Origin of the sequence: Duncaniella sp. C9, from assembly GCF_004803935.1 — a bacterium.
Classification (GTDB): domain Bacteria; phylum Bacteroidota; class Bacteroidia; order Bacteroidales; family Muribaculaceae; genus Duncaniella; species Duncaniella muris.
On sequence record NZ_CP039547.1, the window covers coordinates 465,230 to 484,278 of the forward strand.

The 19,049-nt window shown below is 54.6% G+C and carries 16 protein-coding genes; 15 read left to right on the forward strand and 1 reads right to left on the reverse strand.

From position 1 onward, the window contains the following. Nucleotides 1-3 precede the first annotated feature (3 nt). The 5 genes from E7745_RS01890 to E7745_RS01910 all read left to right on the forward strand — a co-directional run bounded on the left by E7745_RS01890 (nucleotide 4) and on the right by E7745_RS01910 (nucleotide 5,875). The gene (locus E7745_RS01890) at nucleotides 4-651 is read left to right on the forward strand and encodes a viroplasmin family protein (protein ID WP_124075448.1); all 648 of its coding nucleotides are present in this window, start codon (nucleotides 4-6) and stop codon (nucleotides 649-651) included. A gap of 168 nt (nucleotides 652-819) precedes the next feature. Continuing rightward, the gene (locus tag E7745_RS01895; protein ID WP_124075449.1) at nucleotides 820-2,298 is read left to right on the forward strand and encodes a TolC family protein; all 1,479 of its coding nucleotides are present in this window, start codon (nucleotides 820-822) and stop codon (nucleotides 2,296-2,298) included. A gap of 75 nt (nucleotides 2,299-2,373) precedes the next feature. Continuing rightward, entirely contained in the window at nucleotides 2,374-3,396 is a 1,023-nt protein-coding gene (locus E7745_RS01900; protein WP_123397915.1) for an HlyD family secretion protein, read from the forward strand. A 25-nt stretch (nucleotides 3,397-3,421) separates the two neighbouring features. Continuing rightward, the gene (locus E7745_RS01905) at nucleotides 3,422-4,579 is read left to right on the forward strand and encodes an ABC transporter permease (protein WP_123397914.1); all 1,158 of its coding nucleotides are present in this window, start codon (nucleotides 3,422-3,424) and stop codon (nucleotides 4,577-4,579) included. An 87-nt stretch (nucleotides 4,580-4,666) separates the two neighbouring features. Then, nucleotides 4,667-5,875: an ABC transporter permease gene (locus E7745_RS01910; protein WP_123397913.1), complete on the forward strand. Its 1,209-nt coding sequence runs from the start codon at nucleotides 4,667-4,669 to the stop codon at nucleotides 5,873-5,875. Here the strand turns inward: E7745_RS01910 and E7745_RS01915 are convergent. Then, nucleotides 5,813-6,889: a DUF4421 domain-containing protein gene (locus E7745_RS01915; RefSeq protein WP_160630691.1), complete on the reverse strand. Its 1,077-nt coding sequence runs from the start codon at nucleotides 6,887-6,889 to the stop codon at nucleotides 5,813-5,815. The two genes, E7745_RS01910 and E7745_RS01915, sit on opposite strands and share 63 nt — an antisense overlap. Nucleotides 6,890-7,153: 264 nt before the next feature. Between E7745_RS01915 and rpsA the strand changes: the two genes are divergently transcribed. The 10 genes from rpsA (at nucleotide 7,154) to E7745_RS01965 (ending at nucleotide 18,691) form a co-directional block, all read left to right on the forward strand. Beyond that, entirely contained in the window at nucleotides 7,154-8,950 is a 1,797-nt protein-coding gene (gene rpsA, locus E7745_RS01920) for a 30S ribosomal protein S1 (protein ID WP_107032186.1), read from the forward strand. 83 nt (nucleotides 8,951-9,033) lie between these two features. Beyond that, nucleotides 9,034-9,774, forward strand: a complete 741-nt coding sequence (locus E7745_RS01925; protein WP_136408195.1) for a porin family protein — start codon at nucleotides 9,034-9,036, stop codon at nucleotides 9,772-9,774. Further along, nucleotides 9,771-10,799 (forward strand): PorP/SprF family type IX secretion system membrane protein, encoded by a 1,029-nt coding sequence (locus E7745_RS01930; protein ID WP_123397911.1) that lies wholly within the window; start codon nucleotides 9,771-9,773, stop codon nucleotides 10,797-10,799. Before E7745_RS01925 ends, E7745_RS01930 begins: the two co-directional genes overlap by 4 nt. A 3-nt stretch (nucleotides 10,800-10,802) precedes the next feature. Further along, nucleotides 10,803-12,242 (forward strand): SUMF1/EgtB/PvdO family nonheme iron enzyme, encoded by a 1,440-nt coding sequence (locus E7745_RS01935; protein ID WP_123397910.1) that lies wholly within the window; start codon nucleotides 10,803-10,805, stop codon nucleotides 12,240-12,242. A gap of 37 nt (nucleotides 12,243-12,279) precedes the next feature. Then, on the forward strand, nucleotides 12,280-13,152 hold the full coding sequence (gene gldL, locus E7745_RS01940; protein WP_240740354.1) for a gliding motility protein GldL: 873 nt from the start codon (nucleotides 12,280-12,282) through the stop codon (nucleotides 13,150-13,152). 82 nt (nucleotides 13,153-13,234) lie between these two features. Next, the gene (gldM, locus tag E7745_RS01945) at nucleotides 13,235-14,800 is read left to right on the forward strand and encodes a gliding motility protein GldM (RefSeq protein ID WP_123397909.1); all 1,566 of its coding nucleotides are present in this window, start codon (nucleotides 13,235-13,237) and stop codon (nucleotides 14,798-14,800) included. Between the two features lie 24 nt (nucleotides 14,801-14,824). Continuing rightward, nucleotides 14,825-15,964 carry a gliding motility protein GldN gene (gldN, locus tag E7745_RS01950; RefSeq protein ID WP_123397908.1) on the forward strand — a complete coding sequence of 380 codons (1,140 nt, stop codon included), beginning with the start codon at nucleotides 14,825-14,827 and terminating at the stop codon, nucleotides 15,962-15,964. A gap of 251 nt (nucleotides 15,965-16,215) precedes the next feature. After that, the gene (locus E7745_RS01955; RefSeq protein ID WP_161553567.1) at nucleotides 16,216-17,253 is read left to right on the forward strand and encodes a linear amide C-N hydrolase; all 1,038 of its coding nucleotides are present in this window, start codon (nucleotides 16,216-16,218) and stop codon (nucleotides 17,251-17,253) included. Between the two features lie 155 nt (nucleotides 17,254-17,408). Then, nucleotides 17,409-17,729, forward strand: coding sequence for a T9SS type A sorting domain-containing protein (locus tag E7745_RS01960; RefSeq protein WP_107032180.1), 321 nt, complete (start codon nucleotides 17,409-17,411; stop codon nucleotides 17,727-17,729). Continuing rightward, on the forward strand, nucleotides 17,729-18,691 hold the full coding sequence (locus E7745_RS01965; RefSeq protein WP_107032179.1) for a diacylglycerol kinase family protein: 963 nt from the start codon (nucleotides 17,729-17,731) through the stop codon (nucleotides 18,689-18,691). Before E7745_RS01960 ends, E7745_RS01965 begins: the two co-directional genes overlap by 1 nt. Nucleotides 18,692-19,049: the final 358 nt, after the last annotated feature.

The following is a 19,049-nucleotide window of genomic DNA, read 5'->3' on the forward strand; positions in this document are numbered from 1 at the left end:
AATATGGCCCCACGCAAAAAATTCTATGTAGTCTGGAACGGCTTTGCCACCGGAGTCTTCGACTCCTGGGAAGAATGTCAGTTACAGGTCAAAGGTTATCCCGACGCGCGCTTCAAGAGCTTCGACTCGCAGGAAGCGGCTGTAGCAGCCTACCGCGGAGATCCGGCCGAACAGCTCGAACTTCTCAGCGCCATAGCCAAAGGCCCCTCCCATGAGCATGTCAACTATGAAGCCTTTCCGGAAATCCGCCTGGATGCTCTGGCAGTCGACGCCGCCTGCTCGCGCAATCCAGGTCCAGTGGAATATCAGGGCGTGTGGGTTCGCACCGGCGAGCGCATCTTCCATTCCGGACCGTTTGAAGGAGGTACCAACAACATCGGCGAGTATCTCGCGCTGGTCCACGGGCTTGCGCTTCTCACGCAGCAGGGACGACACAATGTGCCCATCTATACAGACTCGCGCACAGCCCGCTCATGGGTGCGCAACCGACAGCCTAAAACCAATCTGAAACCAACCGCCGCCAACGCACCTCTGTTCGAGATGATCAGACGCGCCACTCTGTGGCTTCAGACTCATGAGATCACCAATCCGATACTCACCTGGGACACTCCCGTCTGGGGAGAAATCCCCGCCGATTTCGGCCGAAAATAAAGCCAATCAAGGCCTGCGGCAAAACAGAATAGTTTTTCGCCAATTTGGGATAATTATCGTAAGAAAAAATTAAACATTTAATCTCCAAAAGAGGTTATATTTGCAGACCCGTTTCAGACACACATTTTACGGGCCAGGATCTCACGTTTTTCAACTAAGCTCCCAATCATGGCAAAACGCAGACTTTTAATCGCCTTGCTGGCACCTCTGGCGCTCGGCGCCGCCGCTGTCTCTCCCTCTGACATTCCTTCGGAAGGAAGCGTCATGAGCCTTGAACAGTGCCGGCAGCTGGCATTGGCCAACAACAAAGAACTCCGCCGTTCGGCCCAGCAGATCAAGGTGGCCGGTTACGAGAAAGACCAGGCATTCGCCGCCTATCTGCCGTCACTTGACTTTGCAGGCGGCTATATGTATAACCAGAAAGGTATTTCTGTATTAGAATCAGACCAGCTTCTGCCCATCAAGTCGTTCAACCCGGAGACCAAGGGCTATGAATTCGATTTCGTCAAGAACCCCATTGACGGAAAGCCGGTGATGGTCGACGGCAAACCCATCCCCTCACAGGTGGCCTATCTGCCCAAAGAAGCTCTGAGCTATGACCTGCACAACGTGTTTTTCGGCGCCGTCACCCTCACCCAGCCTATTTTCATGGGCGGAAAGATCGTGGCGATGAACAAGATAACCGGCTATGCCGAACAGCTTGCCACAGCCATGCACGACAACTCGGCGCAGGATGTCATCTACGCCGTCGATGCCGCCTACTGGCAGGTGGTCTCGCTTAAGGCAAAGCAGAAACTCGCTGTGAGCTATGTCAATCTGCTTGACACTCTCAGCCACAACGTCAGTCTGATGGTCAAAGAGGGCGTGGCCACCAAACGCGACCAGCTCACAGTAGATGTCAAACTCAACTCCGCCCAGATCGACCTGACGAAGGTTGACAACGGACTGGCGCTGTCGCGCATGGCCCTGGCCCAGGTGTGCGGTCTGCCTGTACACACTGTTTTCACTCTCGCTGACGAAGATACCGAAACCATTAGCACAACCGCGCCTGTAGCCAAGAGCTACGACATGCAGCAGGTCTACGCCTCGCGCGACGACCTCCGCGCCCTTGAACTCGGAGTGAAAATCTACAAGGAAAAAGAAACCGTGGCCCGCGCCTCAATGATGCCAAATCTTGCACTGGTAGGAGCCTACTCGTTCTCGAACCCCAACATGTTTGACGGCTTTCAGAAAAAATTCAACGGCATGTTCTCTGTCGGAGCCATGCTGACCATTCCTATCTGGCACTGGGGAAGCAACTACAACAAGCTCCGTGCAGCCAAGGCTCAGACAGTGGCCGCCAACCTTCAGCTCGACAACGCCCGCGAGATGGTAGACCTGCAGGTCAACCAGGCCTCGTTCAAAGCCGATGAGGCATTCAAGACTTTCAGCATGACTGAATCCAATCTCGCCAAAGCCGATGAGAACCTGCGTTGCGCTCAACTCGGATTCCGCGACGGAGTGATGACCGTTGACAATGTCATGGAAGCCCAGACCGCATGGCTCAAGGCACACTCCGAGAATATCGACGCCCGCATCGACGTATATCTCTGCGATGTCTACCTCAACAAAGTGCTCGGACGGCTTGACGTTCAGGCCGCACAATAAGTGGCTGAAACCTCTGAAAAGCCATCCGGAACTCAAGAATTCAAAATCAACATCATAACAAAACCACCTACAGTCATGTCAGACAAGCAGAACATATCCGCCGCCAATGCCCAGCGCAGCGAGAACCGTATCCTCATGACGGCTCTGGCCGTCATGGTAGTAATCTGTATCGTCCTTGCCATCATAGGATTCTGTTTTCTTAACAAACCATCGGAGATAATAGAGGGTCAGGCCGACGCCTCTTCGATCCGCATCTCCGGCAAACTTCCAGGACGTGTGGTCAGACTCTACGTCCATGAAGGAGACATTGTCCATGCCGGCGACACACTCGTCCACATCCACTCCTCACTTGCCGATGCCAAACTCATGCAGGCGGAAGGCATGGAAACCGTGGCCCGCACCCAGAATCAGAAAGTAGATGCCGGCACACGCAAGCAGATCATTCAGTCGGCCCGTGATCTTGCCGCACAGGCCGAGGCTGCTGTCACCATCACCCAGAAAACCTACAACCGCATGGAAAATCTCTTCCGTGAAGGTGTGGTTTCAGAACAGAAGCGCGACGAGGCCAAAGCCGCCTATGACGCAGCCGTGGCCGCACACCGTGCCGCACAGAGCCAGGTAGATCTCGCCGTGACAGGCGCTCAGAAAGAAGACAAAGAGAGCGCGGCCGCGATGGTCAACGTGGCCAAAGGCGGAGTAGCCGAAGTGGAAAGTCTGCTGGAAGACCAGTATCTGCTGGCACCGTGTGACGGACAGATCGACCAGATCTACCCGGCAGAAAGCGAGCTCGTGTCGCTCGGAGCACCGATCATGAGTCTTCTGAAACTCAGCGACAAATGGGTCACATTCAATGTGCGTGAAGAACTCCTTAACGACATGCCTCTCGGCGGCGAAATCGAGGTCATGATCCCGGCCCTCGACAAGAAGACCGTGAAGGCCAGAATCTACTATGTCCGCGATCTCGGCAGCTATGCCACCTGGCAGGCCACAAAGGCCACCGGGCAGTGGGACAGCAAGACTTTCGAAGTCAAGGCCCATCCGCTCGACACCATAGCCCAACTGCGGCCCGGCATGAGTGTGGTCTACTTCAAGAAATAATCCTCCCCTTTCAATCTGTTAATCGATGGTGCTTCTCGACATAATCAAACGCGAACTCCGGCGCTTGACCTCCCGCAAGATCTATGTGGTCATGATGCTGGTGGTGCCTCTTGCATGTTCATTCTTCTTACTGAATCTCATGCACGAAGGTCTGCCGCTGAAAGTGCCCGTAGGGATGGTAGACCTCGATCACTCTTCAATGTCACGCCAGATAGCCCGTTCGCTCAACGCATCTCCACTCATTGACATTGACTCTGATTTCGAAAGCTATCATGAGGCTATCAACGGAGTGAAAAGCGGAGATATATACGGTTTTTTTCTCATCCCCTCCGACTTTCAGCAGAAAGCGATAGCAGGAGAGAAACCCACGCTGTCGTTCTTCTCCAACATGACAATCTTCGTGCCCGGATCGCTCAGTTTCAAAGGCTTCAAGACAATAGCTGTCACCACAGCCGGAGGCATCGTCAAGACGACACTTGTCAGCGCCGGTGCCGACGAAAATATGGCAGGAGCCCTGATTCAGCCGCTTGTCATCCGCACTCATCCGCTCAACAACCCCTGGACCAACTATTCAATCTACCTCTGCCAGTCGTTCATCCCCTGCCTGCTGGCTCTGATAATACTACTCGTGACAGTGTTCAGTATCTGCCAGGAGCATAAAACCGGCACTTCGGTCGAATGGCTTGAGGAGGCTCGCGGCCATATGGGCATAGCCTTGCTCGGCAAACTCCTGCCGCAGACGGTGATCTTCACCTCCGTCGGACTCGCCATCCAGGCCGTGATGTTCGGTTTCCTCGGCTTCCCGCTCAACAACCATCCGGTCCACATGGTGCTGGCTATGCTGCTTCTGGTGACAGCCACCCAGGGATTCGCCGTGTTCATTACCGAGATGCTGCCAAACTTCCGCATAGCGCTCTCAATCGTATCACTGACCGGAATTCTGTGCTTTTCCGTGGCCGGGTTCTCGTTTCCGGTAGAAAAGATGTATGGCGGAATAGCAATATTCTCCTATATCGTCCCGATCCGCTACTACTTCCTGATCTACATCGACCAGGCCCTCAACGGAATCCCCATCTACTATTCGCGATTCTACTATGTGGCCCTGCTGCTGTTCACCCTCCTGCCTCTGATAGGGCTCAGACGGCTCCGCCGCCAATGCGAGCATCCGGTCTATATACCCTGACCTCCGCTCCGGGCCTCACTACTGATTCCTAAAGCACTCAATCCACCCCCTCCTACCTCCCTGACTGGTATATTCACTTCCGAGACTATGAACTGGTTTAAAAGCTTATTCCGCGTATGGCGCCGCGAGACCCGCCTGGTCTTCACCGACATCGGCGTCCTGCTCTTTTTCTTCGCACTGCCACTGGCCTACCCGATCGTCTACACCCTCATCTACAATCCTGAGGTTGTCAAGAAGATCGACACCGTTGTGGTTGACAACTGCCGCACAGCCGACAGCCGCGAGTTCGTGCGCAATCTCGGAGCAACCCAGGGGTTCAACATCATAGGCTATGCGTCAGACATGCAGGAGGCCAGACGCGCATGGATGGAAAAGAAAGCCTACGGAGTGGTGGAGATTCCGGCCGACTTCTCCCGCAAGATAGGCCGCGGCGAGCAGGCCGTCTGCTCCTTCTATTCCGACATGTCACTGCTTCTGCGCTACCGCCAGTATCTGTTTTCGCTGACCGACCTGCAGATGCATGAAGTCACCGCCATCACCGCCCGGAGGCTTGCCGACGGCGGCCTTCTGACGAGCACCGTGGGCGGACTCCCGGTCAACACCCAGGCCAACTTCCTCGGCGACGTCTCTCAGGGCTTCGCATCGTTTGTCATGCCGGGAATTGTAGTTCTCATTCTCCAGCAGAGCCTTCTGTTAGGCATCACCATGATAGCCGGCACCGCAGCTGACCGCCGCCGCAAAAACAAAGGCTATGACCCGCTCGACTATGAGACCGGGACACTCGCCACCGTCCTTGGCAAGTCGCTGTGCTATCTCATGATCTATCTTCCACTGAGCTACTACATACTCGAACTCATCCCCTGGATGTTCTCCCTGCCCCACATAGGCCGTTTCATGGACTTCATGCCTCTGATCTTCGTGATGCTTCTGGCCACCAGCTTCCTCGGTCAGACACTCCAGGTCTTTGTCCGCGAGCGCGAGTCATCACTGCTTGTCATAGTGTTCACATCTGTGGTATTCCTCTTCCTCTCAGGTCTGACATGGCCACGCTACGCTTTCAGCCCCTTCTGGAAAATGATCTCTGATCTCGTGCCGGCCACATGGGGCATGGAAGGATTCATCCGCATCAACAGCAACGGATCGACTCTCGCCGATGTCAGCCACTATTACATGGGACTGTGGGCTCTGACCGGACTCTACTTCATAAGCGCCGTGGTGCTACGCCACTTCACCTCAAAAGCGCATGCCGACTGTCAGCGTCAGGGAAGAGAATGTGCTGAAGTGAGTGAAATTTGAGTTGTAATACAGTGAGCCCGTTGACCGCAGCTGAGCCGAAGCGAAAAGCTTGCGGTGGTTGTAGACACAGCTCAGACAAGCCTTGTAGTTATTGGCCAGCAGGTTGCGGCTTGCGTCAGTAGCGTCCTCATATGTACGCTTGTAGCCTAGCGCGCCCATCAGAGTCATGTTCAGAAGCCATCGCCTCGGCTTGAGCACCCAGTTGCGGGCATAGCCGCCAAGCACCGCTATGTCGCGGTGATGAAACTTGAAATATGGCTGCTCAAGCGGCAAAGCATCGCGCATATCCTCAGGCAGCCCTGAAAAATCAAGATTTGAATCCATCTCGGCGAGATTCAGCCCCACGATGGCCGTGCCGGCCGTGCGCAGCTGATATTTCGAAAAACTGTAGGCCGCCGCATGTGAATACCGGCTGTGGTTGAAGAAATAATAAGCGTCGATATTCGTATTCTTGATGCTCACGCCGTCAAAATCATATCTGAAATCCTTCCCGTCGTTATAGTCTCCGAGACTGGTCAGAATCATGCCGCCTTCTGACGACACAGAACTATAGTTGATCGAGAATCGCGAACAGGTGAAATCGAAATTAAACGTGTGGCGCTTGGTGTTATGATCGAAAAGCTTGTCCATGTTCCACATATAGCCCACGCTGACAGCCATGAAACTGATATAGGCACCAGCATCGGAATAGAGATTCGAGTGCATGGACAGCAGCGAGTTTTTCGGAAACAGCATGGTCTGCGTCTCGGCCCAGCCGTAGGCCTTGCCCTGAAGCTTCCAGTTCGTGCCCGTACCGACCACATATCTCTCGTCATAAGAATTGAACGTGCGGTCACCCCAATTGTAGATATCAAGGATCACACGCGGAAAAGCAGGATAATATATAGTGGAGTCATGTATCTGGAAACGGTTATCGATCAGCTGTCCGATCCAGCGCGTCTGGCTCTTGCTGCCGGATACGGAATCAGCCGGCATTTCCAACGCCGACATTCCCAAGGGCGCTGCAAGTGTCATGACCGCCAGCAATATATGCCTTACTCTTATCCACATAACCTGTTTGAGACCTAAATTGAATGCAAAATTACGCAATTTTCCTGCAATTTCCTTGCGATTCAAGAGTCATTATCGTAAATTTACCAACAGTATATCCCATCATACATTTCAAAATTTCATTGTAAATCATTGTGGATTGGAATTTTATTACTACCTTTGCAGCGCCTTGACCTCCAGTGGGTCCGGGCAGAGTAATTAACCATATTTATTAACCCAATTAGTTTAATGTCTAACGAATTAAAAAACTCCCCTATCGAAGATTTCGATTGGGAAGCCTATGCCAACGGTGAGACCAAGGGTGACAAGACCCGTGAAGAACTCACCAAAACCTATGATGAATCGCTCAACACCGTGCGTGACAAGGACGTAATCGAAGGTACCATCATCTCGCTCAACAAGCGCGAAGCAGTGGTTAACATCGGCTACAAGAGCGATGGCATCATCCCCATGAGCGAATTCCGCTACAACCCCGACATCAAGGTGGGCGACACCGTTGAAGTCTTCATCGAAAACCAGGAAGACAAAAAAGGCCAGCTCATCCTTTCTCACCGCAAAGCCCGCGCAGCCCGCTCATGGGACCGCATCAACGAGGCTCTGGAGAAAGACGAAGTCATCAAGGGCTACATCAAATGCCGTACCAAAGGCGGCATGATCGTCGACGTATTCGGCATCGAGGCCTTCCTCCCCGGATCACAGATCGACGTGAAACCCATCCGCGACTACGACATCTTCGTAGGCAAAACTATGGAGTTCAAGGTCGTGAAGATCAACCAAGAATTCAAGAACGTCGTTGTCAGCCACAAGGCACTCATCGAAGCCGAACTCGAACAGCAGAAGCGCGAAATCATCGCCAAGCTCGAAAAGGGTCAGGTGCTCGAAGGTTCTGTCAAGAACATCACTTCTTACGGTGTGTTCATCGACCTTGGCGGCGTAGACGGCCTCATCCACATCACTGACCTCTCCTGGGGCCGCGTAAGCCACCCCGAAGAAGTGGTTCAGCTCGACCAGAAGCTCAATGTCGTTATTCTCGACTTCGACGATGAGAAGAAGCGTATCGCCCTCGGTCTCAAGCAGCTCCAGCCCCATCCCTGGGACGCCCTCGACGCAAACCTCAAGGTTGGCGACAAAGTCAAGGGCCGCGTAGTTGTCATGGCTGACTACGGTGCATTCGTTGAAATCGCACCCGGCGTAGAAGGCCTCATCCACGTAAGCGAAATGTCTTGGAGCCAGCACCTCCGCTCAGCTCAGGACTTCCTCAAGGTTGGTGACGAAGTTGAAGCTGTCATCCTCACCCTCGACCGCGAAGACCGCAAGATGTCACTCGGCCTCAAGCAGCTCAAGAACGATCCCTGGGAAAACATCGAAACCAAATACCCCGTCGGAAGCAAACACACTGCAAAAGTGCGCAACTTCACTAACTTCGGCGTATTCGTTGAAATCGAAGAAGGCGTTGACGGTCTCATCCACATCAGCGACCTCTCCTGGACCAAGAAAGTCAAGCACCCCAGCGAATTCACTCAGATCGGTGCCGACATCGAAGTGCAGGTTCTCGAAATCGACAAAGACAACCGTCGTCTTTCTCTCGGCCACAAGCAGCTCGAAGAAAACCCCTGGGATGTATTTGAAACCGTATTCACCGTTGGTTCTATCCACGAAGGAACCATCATCGAAATGGTTGAAAAAGGCGCTGTCATCGCCCTCCCCTACGGCGTTGAAGGCTTCGCTACTCCCAAGCACCTCGTCAAGGAAGACGGCTCGAAGGCCCAGGTTGACGAAAAGCTCAACTTCAAGGTGATCGAATTCAACAAGGACAGCAAGCGCATCATCCTTTCTCACAGCCGCATCTTCGAAGATGAGCAGAAGGGCGAACGCGCTGAAGCTCCCAAGAAGCCCGCTGCCGCACGTCGTGGCGCTGGCCGTCGCGAAGAAGCAGCTCCCGCGCTGACCACTCCGCTTGAAAAGACCACCCTCGGCGACCTCGAAGCTCTCGCTGAACTCAAGCAGAAATTCGCAGGCAAGTAATAAGCCTCAGTCCATGCGGCTGAACGCCTCCGGCGCTTAAGCCTGCCGACACAATATTTAAGAGCGATGATTCGTTATAACAAATGATGAATCATCGCTTTTTCATATCCCTGCGTCTGCTCGTCATCCTGCTTGCCTCAATAGCCGGATGGCAGGCCACAGCATCAGCCCAGAACCTCAACGACAAGCTGATGAACCGCCCCTATGCCGACCTGCGAAGATGGCATCTGGGCTTCTCAGTAGGCCTCCACACTCAGGACCTGACATTCACCCACAACGGATTCGTCACCGAAAACGGCGAATCGTGGTTTGTAGACCAGCCCGGTTTCCAGCCCGGTTTCTGCGTCAACGGCCTGATAGACTTCAGGCTCGGAACCTACTTCAGCCTCCGCTTCACGCCCGGAATGTATTTCGGCAACCGCGACGTCACCATGCGCGAATACAACAGCGGCACACAGCTGCGCCAGAACATCAAGTCAGCCTTCCTCGTATTTCCCTTCGACCTTAAATTTGCCGGACAGCGCTACCGCAACTCACGCCCCTATGTAACGGCAGGCGTAATGCCCACAGTCAACCTCGTGCGCAAATCCGGCGACTATCTGCGCACCAACAGCGCCGACTTCTATCTTACCTGCGGCTTCGGCTGTGACTTCTATCTGCCCTACTTCAAGCTCAATCCGGAAATCAAATTCTGTTTCGGCCTGTCAGACGTCCTTGACCACAAACGCACCGACATAGCCGAAGAGCCTGAGAAGTTCAAAATCACACAATCGCTCAAAAAGGCCGTCTCACGCATGGTCGTCCTAACCTTCTACTTCGAATGACACAGCCGCTCCGCATACTTTCAAAAATCACCTTTGCCATAATCCTCGCCCTCGCCGCCGGCATCCCGGCCGCAAGAGCACAAGGCGATGCCATGCTCACGCAATACTGGGCACTCCCCACCTATTATAATCCGGGAGCCGCCGGCGACACCGACAACCTGCGCCTGCGCGGCGGCGGCCGTCTCCAGTGGGTCGGCATCGACAATGCTCCCAAAACCTTCGTCCTGGCCGCCGACATGCCATTCAAACTCTTTGACAAGCGCTTCGGAGCCGGACTCGTGGCCCAGCAGGAATCAATGGGCCTTTTCAGAAACCTCACCGTCAACGCCCAGATAGGCTACAAGGTAAAGATCCTCAAAGGCGAGCTGACAGGATCACTCCAGATAGGCTTCCTCAACGAACAGTTCAGAGGATCGGAAGTCTACATACCCTCTGACGACGACTACCACCAGCCAGACGACGACGCCATCCCCAACCGCGACGTGGCAGGCAACGCCCTCGACCTTGGCGTGGGCCTCTTCTACACCCACCGCCGCTTCTGGGTCGGAGTATCGCTCCTCCACGCCAACAACCCAACCGTCACCTTCACCTCCGACGGCCAGTCGGCATCAGGCTCCACATCGGCCCCTTCAGGCGACGGACTTGCTAAAAAATATCAATTCACCGCAAAGCGTACAGCTTATTTCATGGCCGGCAGCAATATTCCGGTGAAAAACACGTTATTTGAAGTGATACCATCGCTTTTAGTCCGAAGCGACTTCAGCATCACAGACTTCGAAGTCACCGGACGCCTGCGTTACAACAAACTCTTCACCGCAGGCATCGGTTACCGTCACAAAGATGCCGTCTCCGTAATGCTTGGAGCCGAAATCAAAGGCATCTTCATCGGCTACAGCTATGACTATCACACCTCCGATATCTCCAGAGCCTCCTCCGGAAGCCACGAGATAGTGGCAGGCTACAACCTTAAACTCGATTTCTCCGAGAAAAACCGCAACAAACACAAGAGCATCCGCATAATGTAACCTATGAAAAAAATAATCCACCTCATCATAGTCATCACACTGCTTTCGGGCGCCGCATCGTGTGCCACCGGAAGCCGTAGCGCCACCGGCGGTGAAGTCACCGGCGTAGGCGGATCGTCATGGGCCGAACCCATACCCTACGGCATGGTCCTCGTCTCCCGTGGATCAGTCAAGATGGGCCCCGCCAAAGACGACTCCCTGTGGAACATCCGCGCCAACTCGCGAGGAGTGTCTGTCGACGCCTTCTGGATGGACGAGACCGAGATCACAAACTCGAAATACAAACAGTTTGTCTTCTGGGTGCGCGACTCCATAATCCGCGAGCGCCTTGCTGATCCGGCCTTCGGCGGCAATGAAGAATTCAAGATCGAGGAAGACCGCGAAGGCAACCCCGTCACCCCACATCTCAACTGGTCAAAACCGATCCCCTGGCGCAACGCCAACGAAGACGAGCAGCGGGCCATCGAAAGCCTCTACCGAACCAACCCGATCACCGGTGCACGCGAACTCGACCCCGAACAGCTCAACTACCGCTATGAGGTCTACAACCACACCGAAGCCGCCCGCCGCAAACACCGTCTCAACCCCGCGCGCCGCGAATATAACACCGACCGCCCCGTCCCCACAGCCACTCCTCTCATCTCGAAAGACACTGCCTGGATCAGCGACGAAGGCGAGATCATCCGTCAGACCATCTCACGCGGACTGACCGGCGACTTTGACTTTGTCAACACATATATAGTAAATGTGTACCCCGATACAACAGCCTGGATCAACGACTTCGACAACGCCTACAACGAACCCTACGTCCGCCTCTACTTCTCCCACGGCGGCTACAACGAATATCCCGTGGTAGGTGTCAGCTGGGAACAGGCCACAGCCTTCGCCAACTGGCGCACAGACTTCCTCCGCCGCTCGCTCGGACGCGAAGGCGTCTACATCGAGCCCTACCGCCTACCGACTGAAGCTGAATGGGAATATGCCGCCCGCGCAGGAAAGAGCGAAAACATGTATCCCTGGGACGGCGACCTGCCCATGACAGAAGACCAGGGTTGCTTCTACGCCAACTTCAAGCCTCAGGAAGGCAACTTCGTGCAGGACGGACACCTGATCACCTCGCGCGTAGGCACCTACTCGCCTAATGACTTCGGCCTCTATGACATGGCCGGCAACGTCAGCGAATGGACCTCGACGGCCTACACCGAGAGCATCGACAAGCTCACAAGCGACCTCAACCCCGAATACCGCTATAATGCAGCTCTTGAGGACCCCTACAAAATGAAGCGCAAGATTGTACGCGGCGGTTCATGGAAAGATGTGGCCCACAACGTCCGCTCCGACCTGCGCATGTGGGAATACCAGAACGAACAGCGATCCTACATAGGCTTCCGCTGCGTCCGCACCCAGATAGGCTTTGCCAAAGGCACAAAAGCCAAGAAATAAAAAAGCTCAACCCTCAACCTTAAAACATCCATCAGCCGTGACAAAAGAAAAGTTACAGACAAAGATAGAAACCATCATGCGGTGGGAAGGCGGACAGCGCCTTTTCAACTTCGCTTACAGCATAGGCGCCGCCATCGTGATCTGGGGTGCGCTCTTCAAGATCCTGCACCTCCCCGGCGGCAACACCCTCCTGTGCATCGGCATGGGCACGGAAGTCATCATGTTCATCCTGACAGCCTTTGACCGCCCGCCGAAAGAATATCACTGGGAAGACGTGTTCCCCGAACTCGACGGCGGCGAAAGCCGCGAACTTCCGCTGCGCGCTCCCGCCGCCGAACGCCAGGCCGCCACAGAAGAGATCGCCGCTACCGAGACCTCCCGTCCCGCTCCCGTAGCAGCTCCGGTGGCCGAAAGCGCCGACCTCTCGGAACTCACGGCAGCCACACAGAACTATCTCGCTCAGATGAACGCCATTTCCGAGCAGATGGAGCTCCTGCGTTCCACAACCGAAGCCCTCAACTCCGTGTCAGCCGTCCTGCTTGACAGCTACCGCGCAATCACCGAAAACTCAGCCTCCGTGACCGAAAACTCACGCGGATACATCGAGCGCATGGCCGATCTGAACCGCAATCTCGGCGGACTGAACACCATCTACGAGATACAGCTGAAAAGCGTCTCCACCCAGCTCGAATCAATTGACCGCGTCAACCGCGGCATCAAGGACATCCGTGACATGTACGAAAAAAGCGCCGCTCAGAGCGCCCGCTACTGCGAGGAAACCGAAAAAATGGCCCGCAACATGCAGCAGCTCAACTCGGTCTATGAAAAGATGCTCCACGCCATGACCGTCAACATGTATCGCCCGATGATGAATGACATCCCCGGCGCACAGTCATCAGGCACCGTCTGATCCACGTCACCCGCACGTCACACCATCCGCCCAGCCGTTCCACCACACTCCACCACAGTCCAACCCCCATCAAACACCATAAATGGCAGAATCAGTAGTCAGGCTCTCACCAAGGCAGAAGATGATAAACCTCATGTATATCGTCCTCACAGCCATGCTCGCCCTCAACGTCTCCAGCGATGTCCTTGACGGCTTCGTGCAGGTCGAGGACGGCCTCGCTCGCACCAACTCCACCGTGGGCCGACGCAACGACGCCGTCTACTCCTCGCTCGAATCGTTCACAGCCCAGAATCCCGAAAAAGGAACACCCTGGCTCGAAAAGGCCTCACAGATACGCCGGCACTCGGCCTGCCTCTACGCCACGATCGACTCCCTCAAGCTCGCAATTGTCCGCGAGGCCGACGGCGCTGACGGAAACCTACAGGAAATAAACCGTCGCGACGATCTTGAAGCCGCCGCAGTGGTCATGCTCAGCCCCTCGGCAAACGGAGGCCGCCGCCTGCGCGAGGCAATTGACGCCTACCGCAGCCATGTGACATCGCTCGTCAGCGACTCGGTCAAACGGGCAAGCATCAACGAAGCCCTGTCCACCGATCCCTTCCGCCGTCCGGGCACCGTCAGCCCGCAGAAGTGGGAAGAAGCCAAATTCGAGAACCAGCCGGTGGTAGCCGCCATCACTCTTCTGACAAAACTCCAGAATGACGTGAGATATGCCGAAGGCGAAGCCCTCGCCAACCTCCTCGCGGCTGTCGACGCAGGCGATGTCCGAGTCAACGAGATCAACGCATTCGTCATCCCGCAGTCACGCATGGTAATGCGCGGAGGCAAATACTCAGCCAATATAGTCCTCGCCGCTGTCGACACCACAGCGCGCCCCGAAATCTTCATCGGAGGCAAAAAACTCACCGATGAACACGGCCTCTACGAATTCGTGACCTCCTCCACCGGCACCTTCGACTACAGCGGCTACCTTGAAGTCAGCCACGGCGACGGCACCTCCACCCGTCATCCATTCTCTTCAAGCTACACCGTCATGGAACCCACGGCAACCGTCTCGGCAACCATGATGAACGTGCTCTATGCCGGAATCGACAATCCGGTCAGCATCTCAGTGCCCGGAGTGCCCATGAATGCCGTAAGCGCCGCAATGACCAACGGCACCCTCACCCGCAAGGGCGACGCCTGGGTGGCCCGCCCCTCGAAGATCGGCGAAAACTCCACCGTGACAGTCACCGCCACAATCGACGGCCGGCAGCAGACGGTCTCATCGACTTCATTCCGTGTGCGCAAACTCCCTGATCCGACAGCATTCATCTCCTACACCGCGCCAAACGGCACCAAGGAGCGCTACAAAGGCGGATCTGGCTTCTCAAAGACACTCCTGACCTCCGCTCCAGGCATCGAAGCCGCCATTGACGATGACATGCTTAACATCGGCTTCACCGTTCTCGGCTTCGAAACCGTGTTCTTCGACCAGATGGGCAACGCCATCCCAGAAGTCTCGCAGGGAGCCTCGTTCTCACAGCGCCAGAAAGACCAGTTCCGCCGTCTTTCACGCGGAAAGCGCTTCTACATCTCCCGCATTCGCGCCAAAGGTCCTGACGGCATCGAGCGCACACTCAATCCCGTCGAAGTCATAGTAAACTAATCACCCCTCTTGCATATACAATCCATGAAGAAATATCTTCTCACCGCCATAGTAATGTTGATCTCCGCCGCCGCTTTCGCTCAGCAGTCAAGCAGCAGCAGTGTAGTGCGCAGGCGTGGTGCCGATGACCGCAATTCAGCCAAATCGGCCACCGGTGTGACCCAGCGGATGCAGGCCCACTACGAAGACCGGGCCACCTCCGACTCCGAGATGCAGTGGATGCGCGTCATGTACCGTCAGCTCGACCTTAAAAAAGATGAAAACGCCGCCCTCTACTATCCCGACGAGCCGGTTGAAGATCAGGAAAACCTCTTCCGCATCATCATGCGCCACATGGCCTCAGGCAACCTCACCGGCTATGAATACCTTGACGGCCGCGAAGTCTTCTCTGACAACTACAAGGTCAAGATGGCAGATGTTCTTGACCGCTTCCACATACTCCACACCCAGGCCAAGGGTTCAACCGAAAAGAATCCGCGCTTCACTATCGAAGACGCCGACGTGCCCGCCTCGGAAGTCCTGAGTTACTACATCATTGAGCGCTGGGAGTTTGACAAGCGCTCAAACCGCATGCGCACACGCATCGAAGCTCTCTGCCCCGTGCTTCACCGCGACGGCGATTTCGGAGCCGAAGCCATCCGCTACCCCATGTTCTGGGTGCGCTACGCTGATCTCCGCCCCTATCTCTCCACCCAGAACATCTTCACTAACGATGACAACAATCTTGCCACCTGCACCTATGACGACTACTTCCAGCTCGGCCTCTACAAAGGCGAGATCTACAAGACCCGGAATCTGAAAAACAAGTCGCTCATGCAGCTCTACCCCGACCCAGACGCTCTGGCTCATGCGCAGGACAGCATACAGCGTCGACTCGAAACATTCGAAGACAAACTCTGGGTGCCTTCGCTTGAAGAACTCGCAGCACGCCGAGAAGCCGCCGAGAAAGCCGAACTCGCAGCAGCCGGCCAAAACTCCGCAGCAACTGATGCAGCAGCAAGCGAAGCTCCGAAAAAAAAATCAAGCGTCCGATCGAGCCGTTCGAAACGCGGATCTTCCGAGGCAAGCAAGAAAAGCAAACCGGCTAAAGTCAAAAAAGCCAAAGCCCCGAAAGCCTCATCATCGTCATCAGCGGTCAGATCGGTCCGTAACCGCAAACGCTGATACCCACCCGAAGCCCAAGGCAATCCTTGTCTCCAAAAGAACCCTGGATTCCAGCGCCACGGGTCCACCCAAAGCATTTCCCCCCTCCAGTCATTTTACTCCCGCCGGGCGTCTCCCCCACAAAGACCTTTCTCACAGCTTGCCAATTCAAAGGTCCGGAGCGCCAGGCGGGAGTCTTTCTGTAAACAATCCTGCCGCAACGGTTGTTATTCGTGTATATCTCCAACATGCACCCACCAATTTCAACTGTTATGAAGGCTAAATTATTCGCTATGGCACTGGCGCTGACCACCCTGCTTGGCGCACAGCATGCCGAAGGCTGCTCACGAGTGCTCTACGTCGGCTCCGACAGTCTGCGCATCGTAGGCCGTTCACTTGACTGGAAAACACCTATCCCCACAAACATATATGTCTATCCGCGCGGCATAAAAAAAGCCGGCAACTCTCTGCCCGGATCTGTGGAATGGACTTCGAAATACGGCTCTGTCTACGCCGTAAGCTATGAAGGCGGCATCACCGAAGGCATGAATGAAAAAGGACTTGTGGTCAACGGTCTGTTCTGCAAAGGCACCGTCTATGTCAACGACTCGACCCGAAACCGCCCGCCGATGTCGCTTGCCATGTTCCCCGCCTGGATTCTCGATCTCTGCGGGACCACAGACGAAGCCGTGGCGATGCTCGCGCGCCAGAACTTCAACATCTCCGGAGCCACATTTGACGAAGGCACCTCCTCGACACTCCACTGGGGCATCACAGACCCCTCCGGCAAATCGGCAGTGGTGGAGTTTGACCACGGCACAATCAAGATCTATCAGGGCCAGGACATGCGCGTGCTGACCAACGACCCGAATTATCCTGAAATGAACGCCATCAATGACTATTGGGTCAAAAAAGGCGGCTCACACACTCTGCCGGGCACCGTTTCGAGCCCCGACCGCTACGTCCGCGCCGACTTCTTTGACCGGAATGTAGAAAAGACCGGTGACGCAGATCTCGGAGTAGCCATCACACGCTCCATACTGTTCAACGTATCGGTGCCTTACACCTATACCATCCAGGGAGATGGCAACATCAGCTCCACCCAGTGGCGCAGTTTCTCCAACATCCGTGACCGCCTCTACTACTTCGACGTGGTCACCAATCCCGGCCTCTTCTACATCGACCTCAAGAAATGCGACCTCCGTCCCGGAGCCCCGGTAATGAAGCTTGACGTCTCAAAGAGCAAGGACTACATCGGCGATGTAACTCACAAGATGTTCAAGTCCAAACCCTTCACCCCGATGTATTGATCAACACAGAGACACTACTCTATCAACTATAAAAAACACACACTTACTGTTATTAACCCCTCATTCGCATAAGCTCCGGATGAGGGGAATTTTTTGTGTGGTGGATTTTTTTTATTACTTTTGTAATCCATATAGGATAATTTCAACCGGAAAACATGCGAAAACTGCTTGTCATACTGATTCTTGGACTGACATCGCTCCTCTCCGAAGCCGCCGCGCGCTGGGAGACGGTCGATGCGCCTGACCGCATGTTTACTGAAATGCGCTCCGACCCTGAGGCCCAGGCGGAGATGGCCGTCCGCGACAACTTCATCTACATCGCCGCACCGCGCCCCGTCACCGTCAAAGTGTTCACCATTCTCGGTCAGCTTATCTCGCAGACCACACTCCCGGCCGGAATCCACAGACTCCCCATGAGCGCAAAAGGAATCTACATTATTAAAATCGGAAGCTCCACCCGACGTGTAACTATCTGATGCCCAAAGCCCGACTAATTATCAACCCAATTTCCGGAACCAGAAACAAAGCCGGACTTGACCGCATGGTCCTTGATGTTCTCAGCCAGCTGGGCTGGGAGGTAGAGGTAGCATATACCAAAGGCCACGGCGATGCCACACGCCTCGCCCTCTCAGCCATTGAAAAAGGTTGTGACACGGTCATCGCCGCCGGTGGCGACGGAACCATCAACGAAACTGCCGCGGCTCTGTGTGGCACGGGGGTTATTCTCGGCATATTGCCCTGCGGATCGGGCAACGGCCTGGCCAGACATCTCGGCATACCTGTCGACCTTAAGGAAGGGCTGAAAGTCATCATCGAAAACCATGCGATGGAGATAGATTACGCAACCGTCAACGACTGCAAATTTTTCTGCACCTGCGGAGTCGGCTTCGATGCGGCAGTGAGCGCGGCTTTCGCAAAAAAGAAAACACGCGGCAAACTGACCTACATACAGAGCACCTTCCAGACATATGCCAGCTATGAGCCTGAACACTACACCATCATGGCCAACGGAAAGACTCTGACTGAAAAAGCCTTTCTCGTGGCTGTCTGCAACGCTTCCCAGTATGGCAACAACGCCTACATCGCTCCAAGCGCCTCGATCAACGACGGTCTGCTTGATGTCACCATCATCCACGCAGGCAATACCCTGTCAACCGCCCTTGTCGGAGTAGACATGCTCACCGGATTCATAGAGCGCAATATGCTCATCCACACCTTCCGCACCGACAACATAATCATCGAACGCGAGCGCAAAGGAGCCTCGCACGTCGATGGCGAACCAATGGAAATGGACCGCAGACTCTCGATCCGCTGCCACCACAACGGACTGAAGGTTTTCACTCCTACAGTCGTACATCCTTTCAGACCGATTCTCACACCGGTCTCAGCCATGTTCAACGATTTCAGGATCGCTGTCAACAATTTGTTTCAGAAATAAGAGGTTGTTTAAAAACAATAGTTAAAATCTGAGTGGTGTATCTTTTAGATAAATTGTTGCAAATGAGGAAGGAGCATAGCGAGCTATGTGACTGACGAATTTCAACAATTTAGCAAAAGAGACACCAAGGCTCAGGTAACTTAAAAATACTCAAACATGAAATTACTGAAAGAAAAAAGACAATACCCTCGCCTGCGAAAGTTTTGGGCGCCTATGACTCTTCATCTCAGTCACATAGCTCGCTATGCTCCTTCGATTCAGAGCCATATCCACCTCAAAACTTTCGCTCAGATTTTAACTATTGTTTTTAAACAACCTCTAACACATTTTATCATAGCGCCGGGTGAACACTACTGCC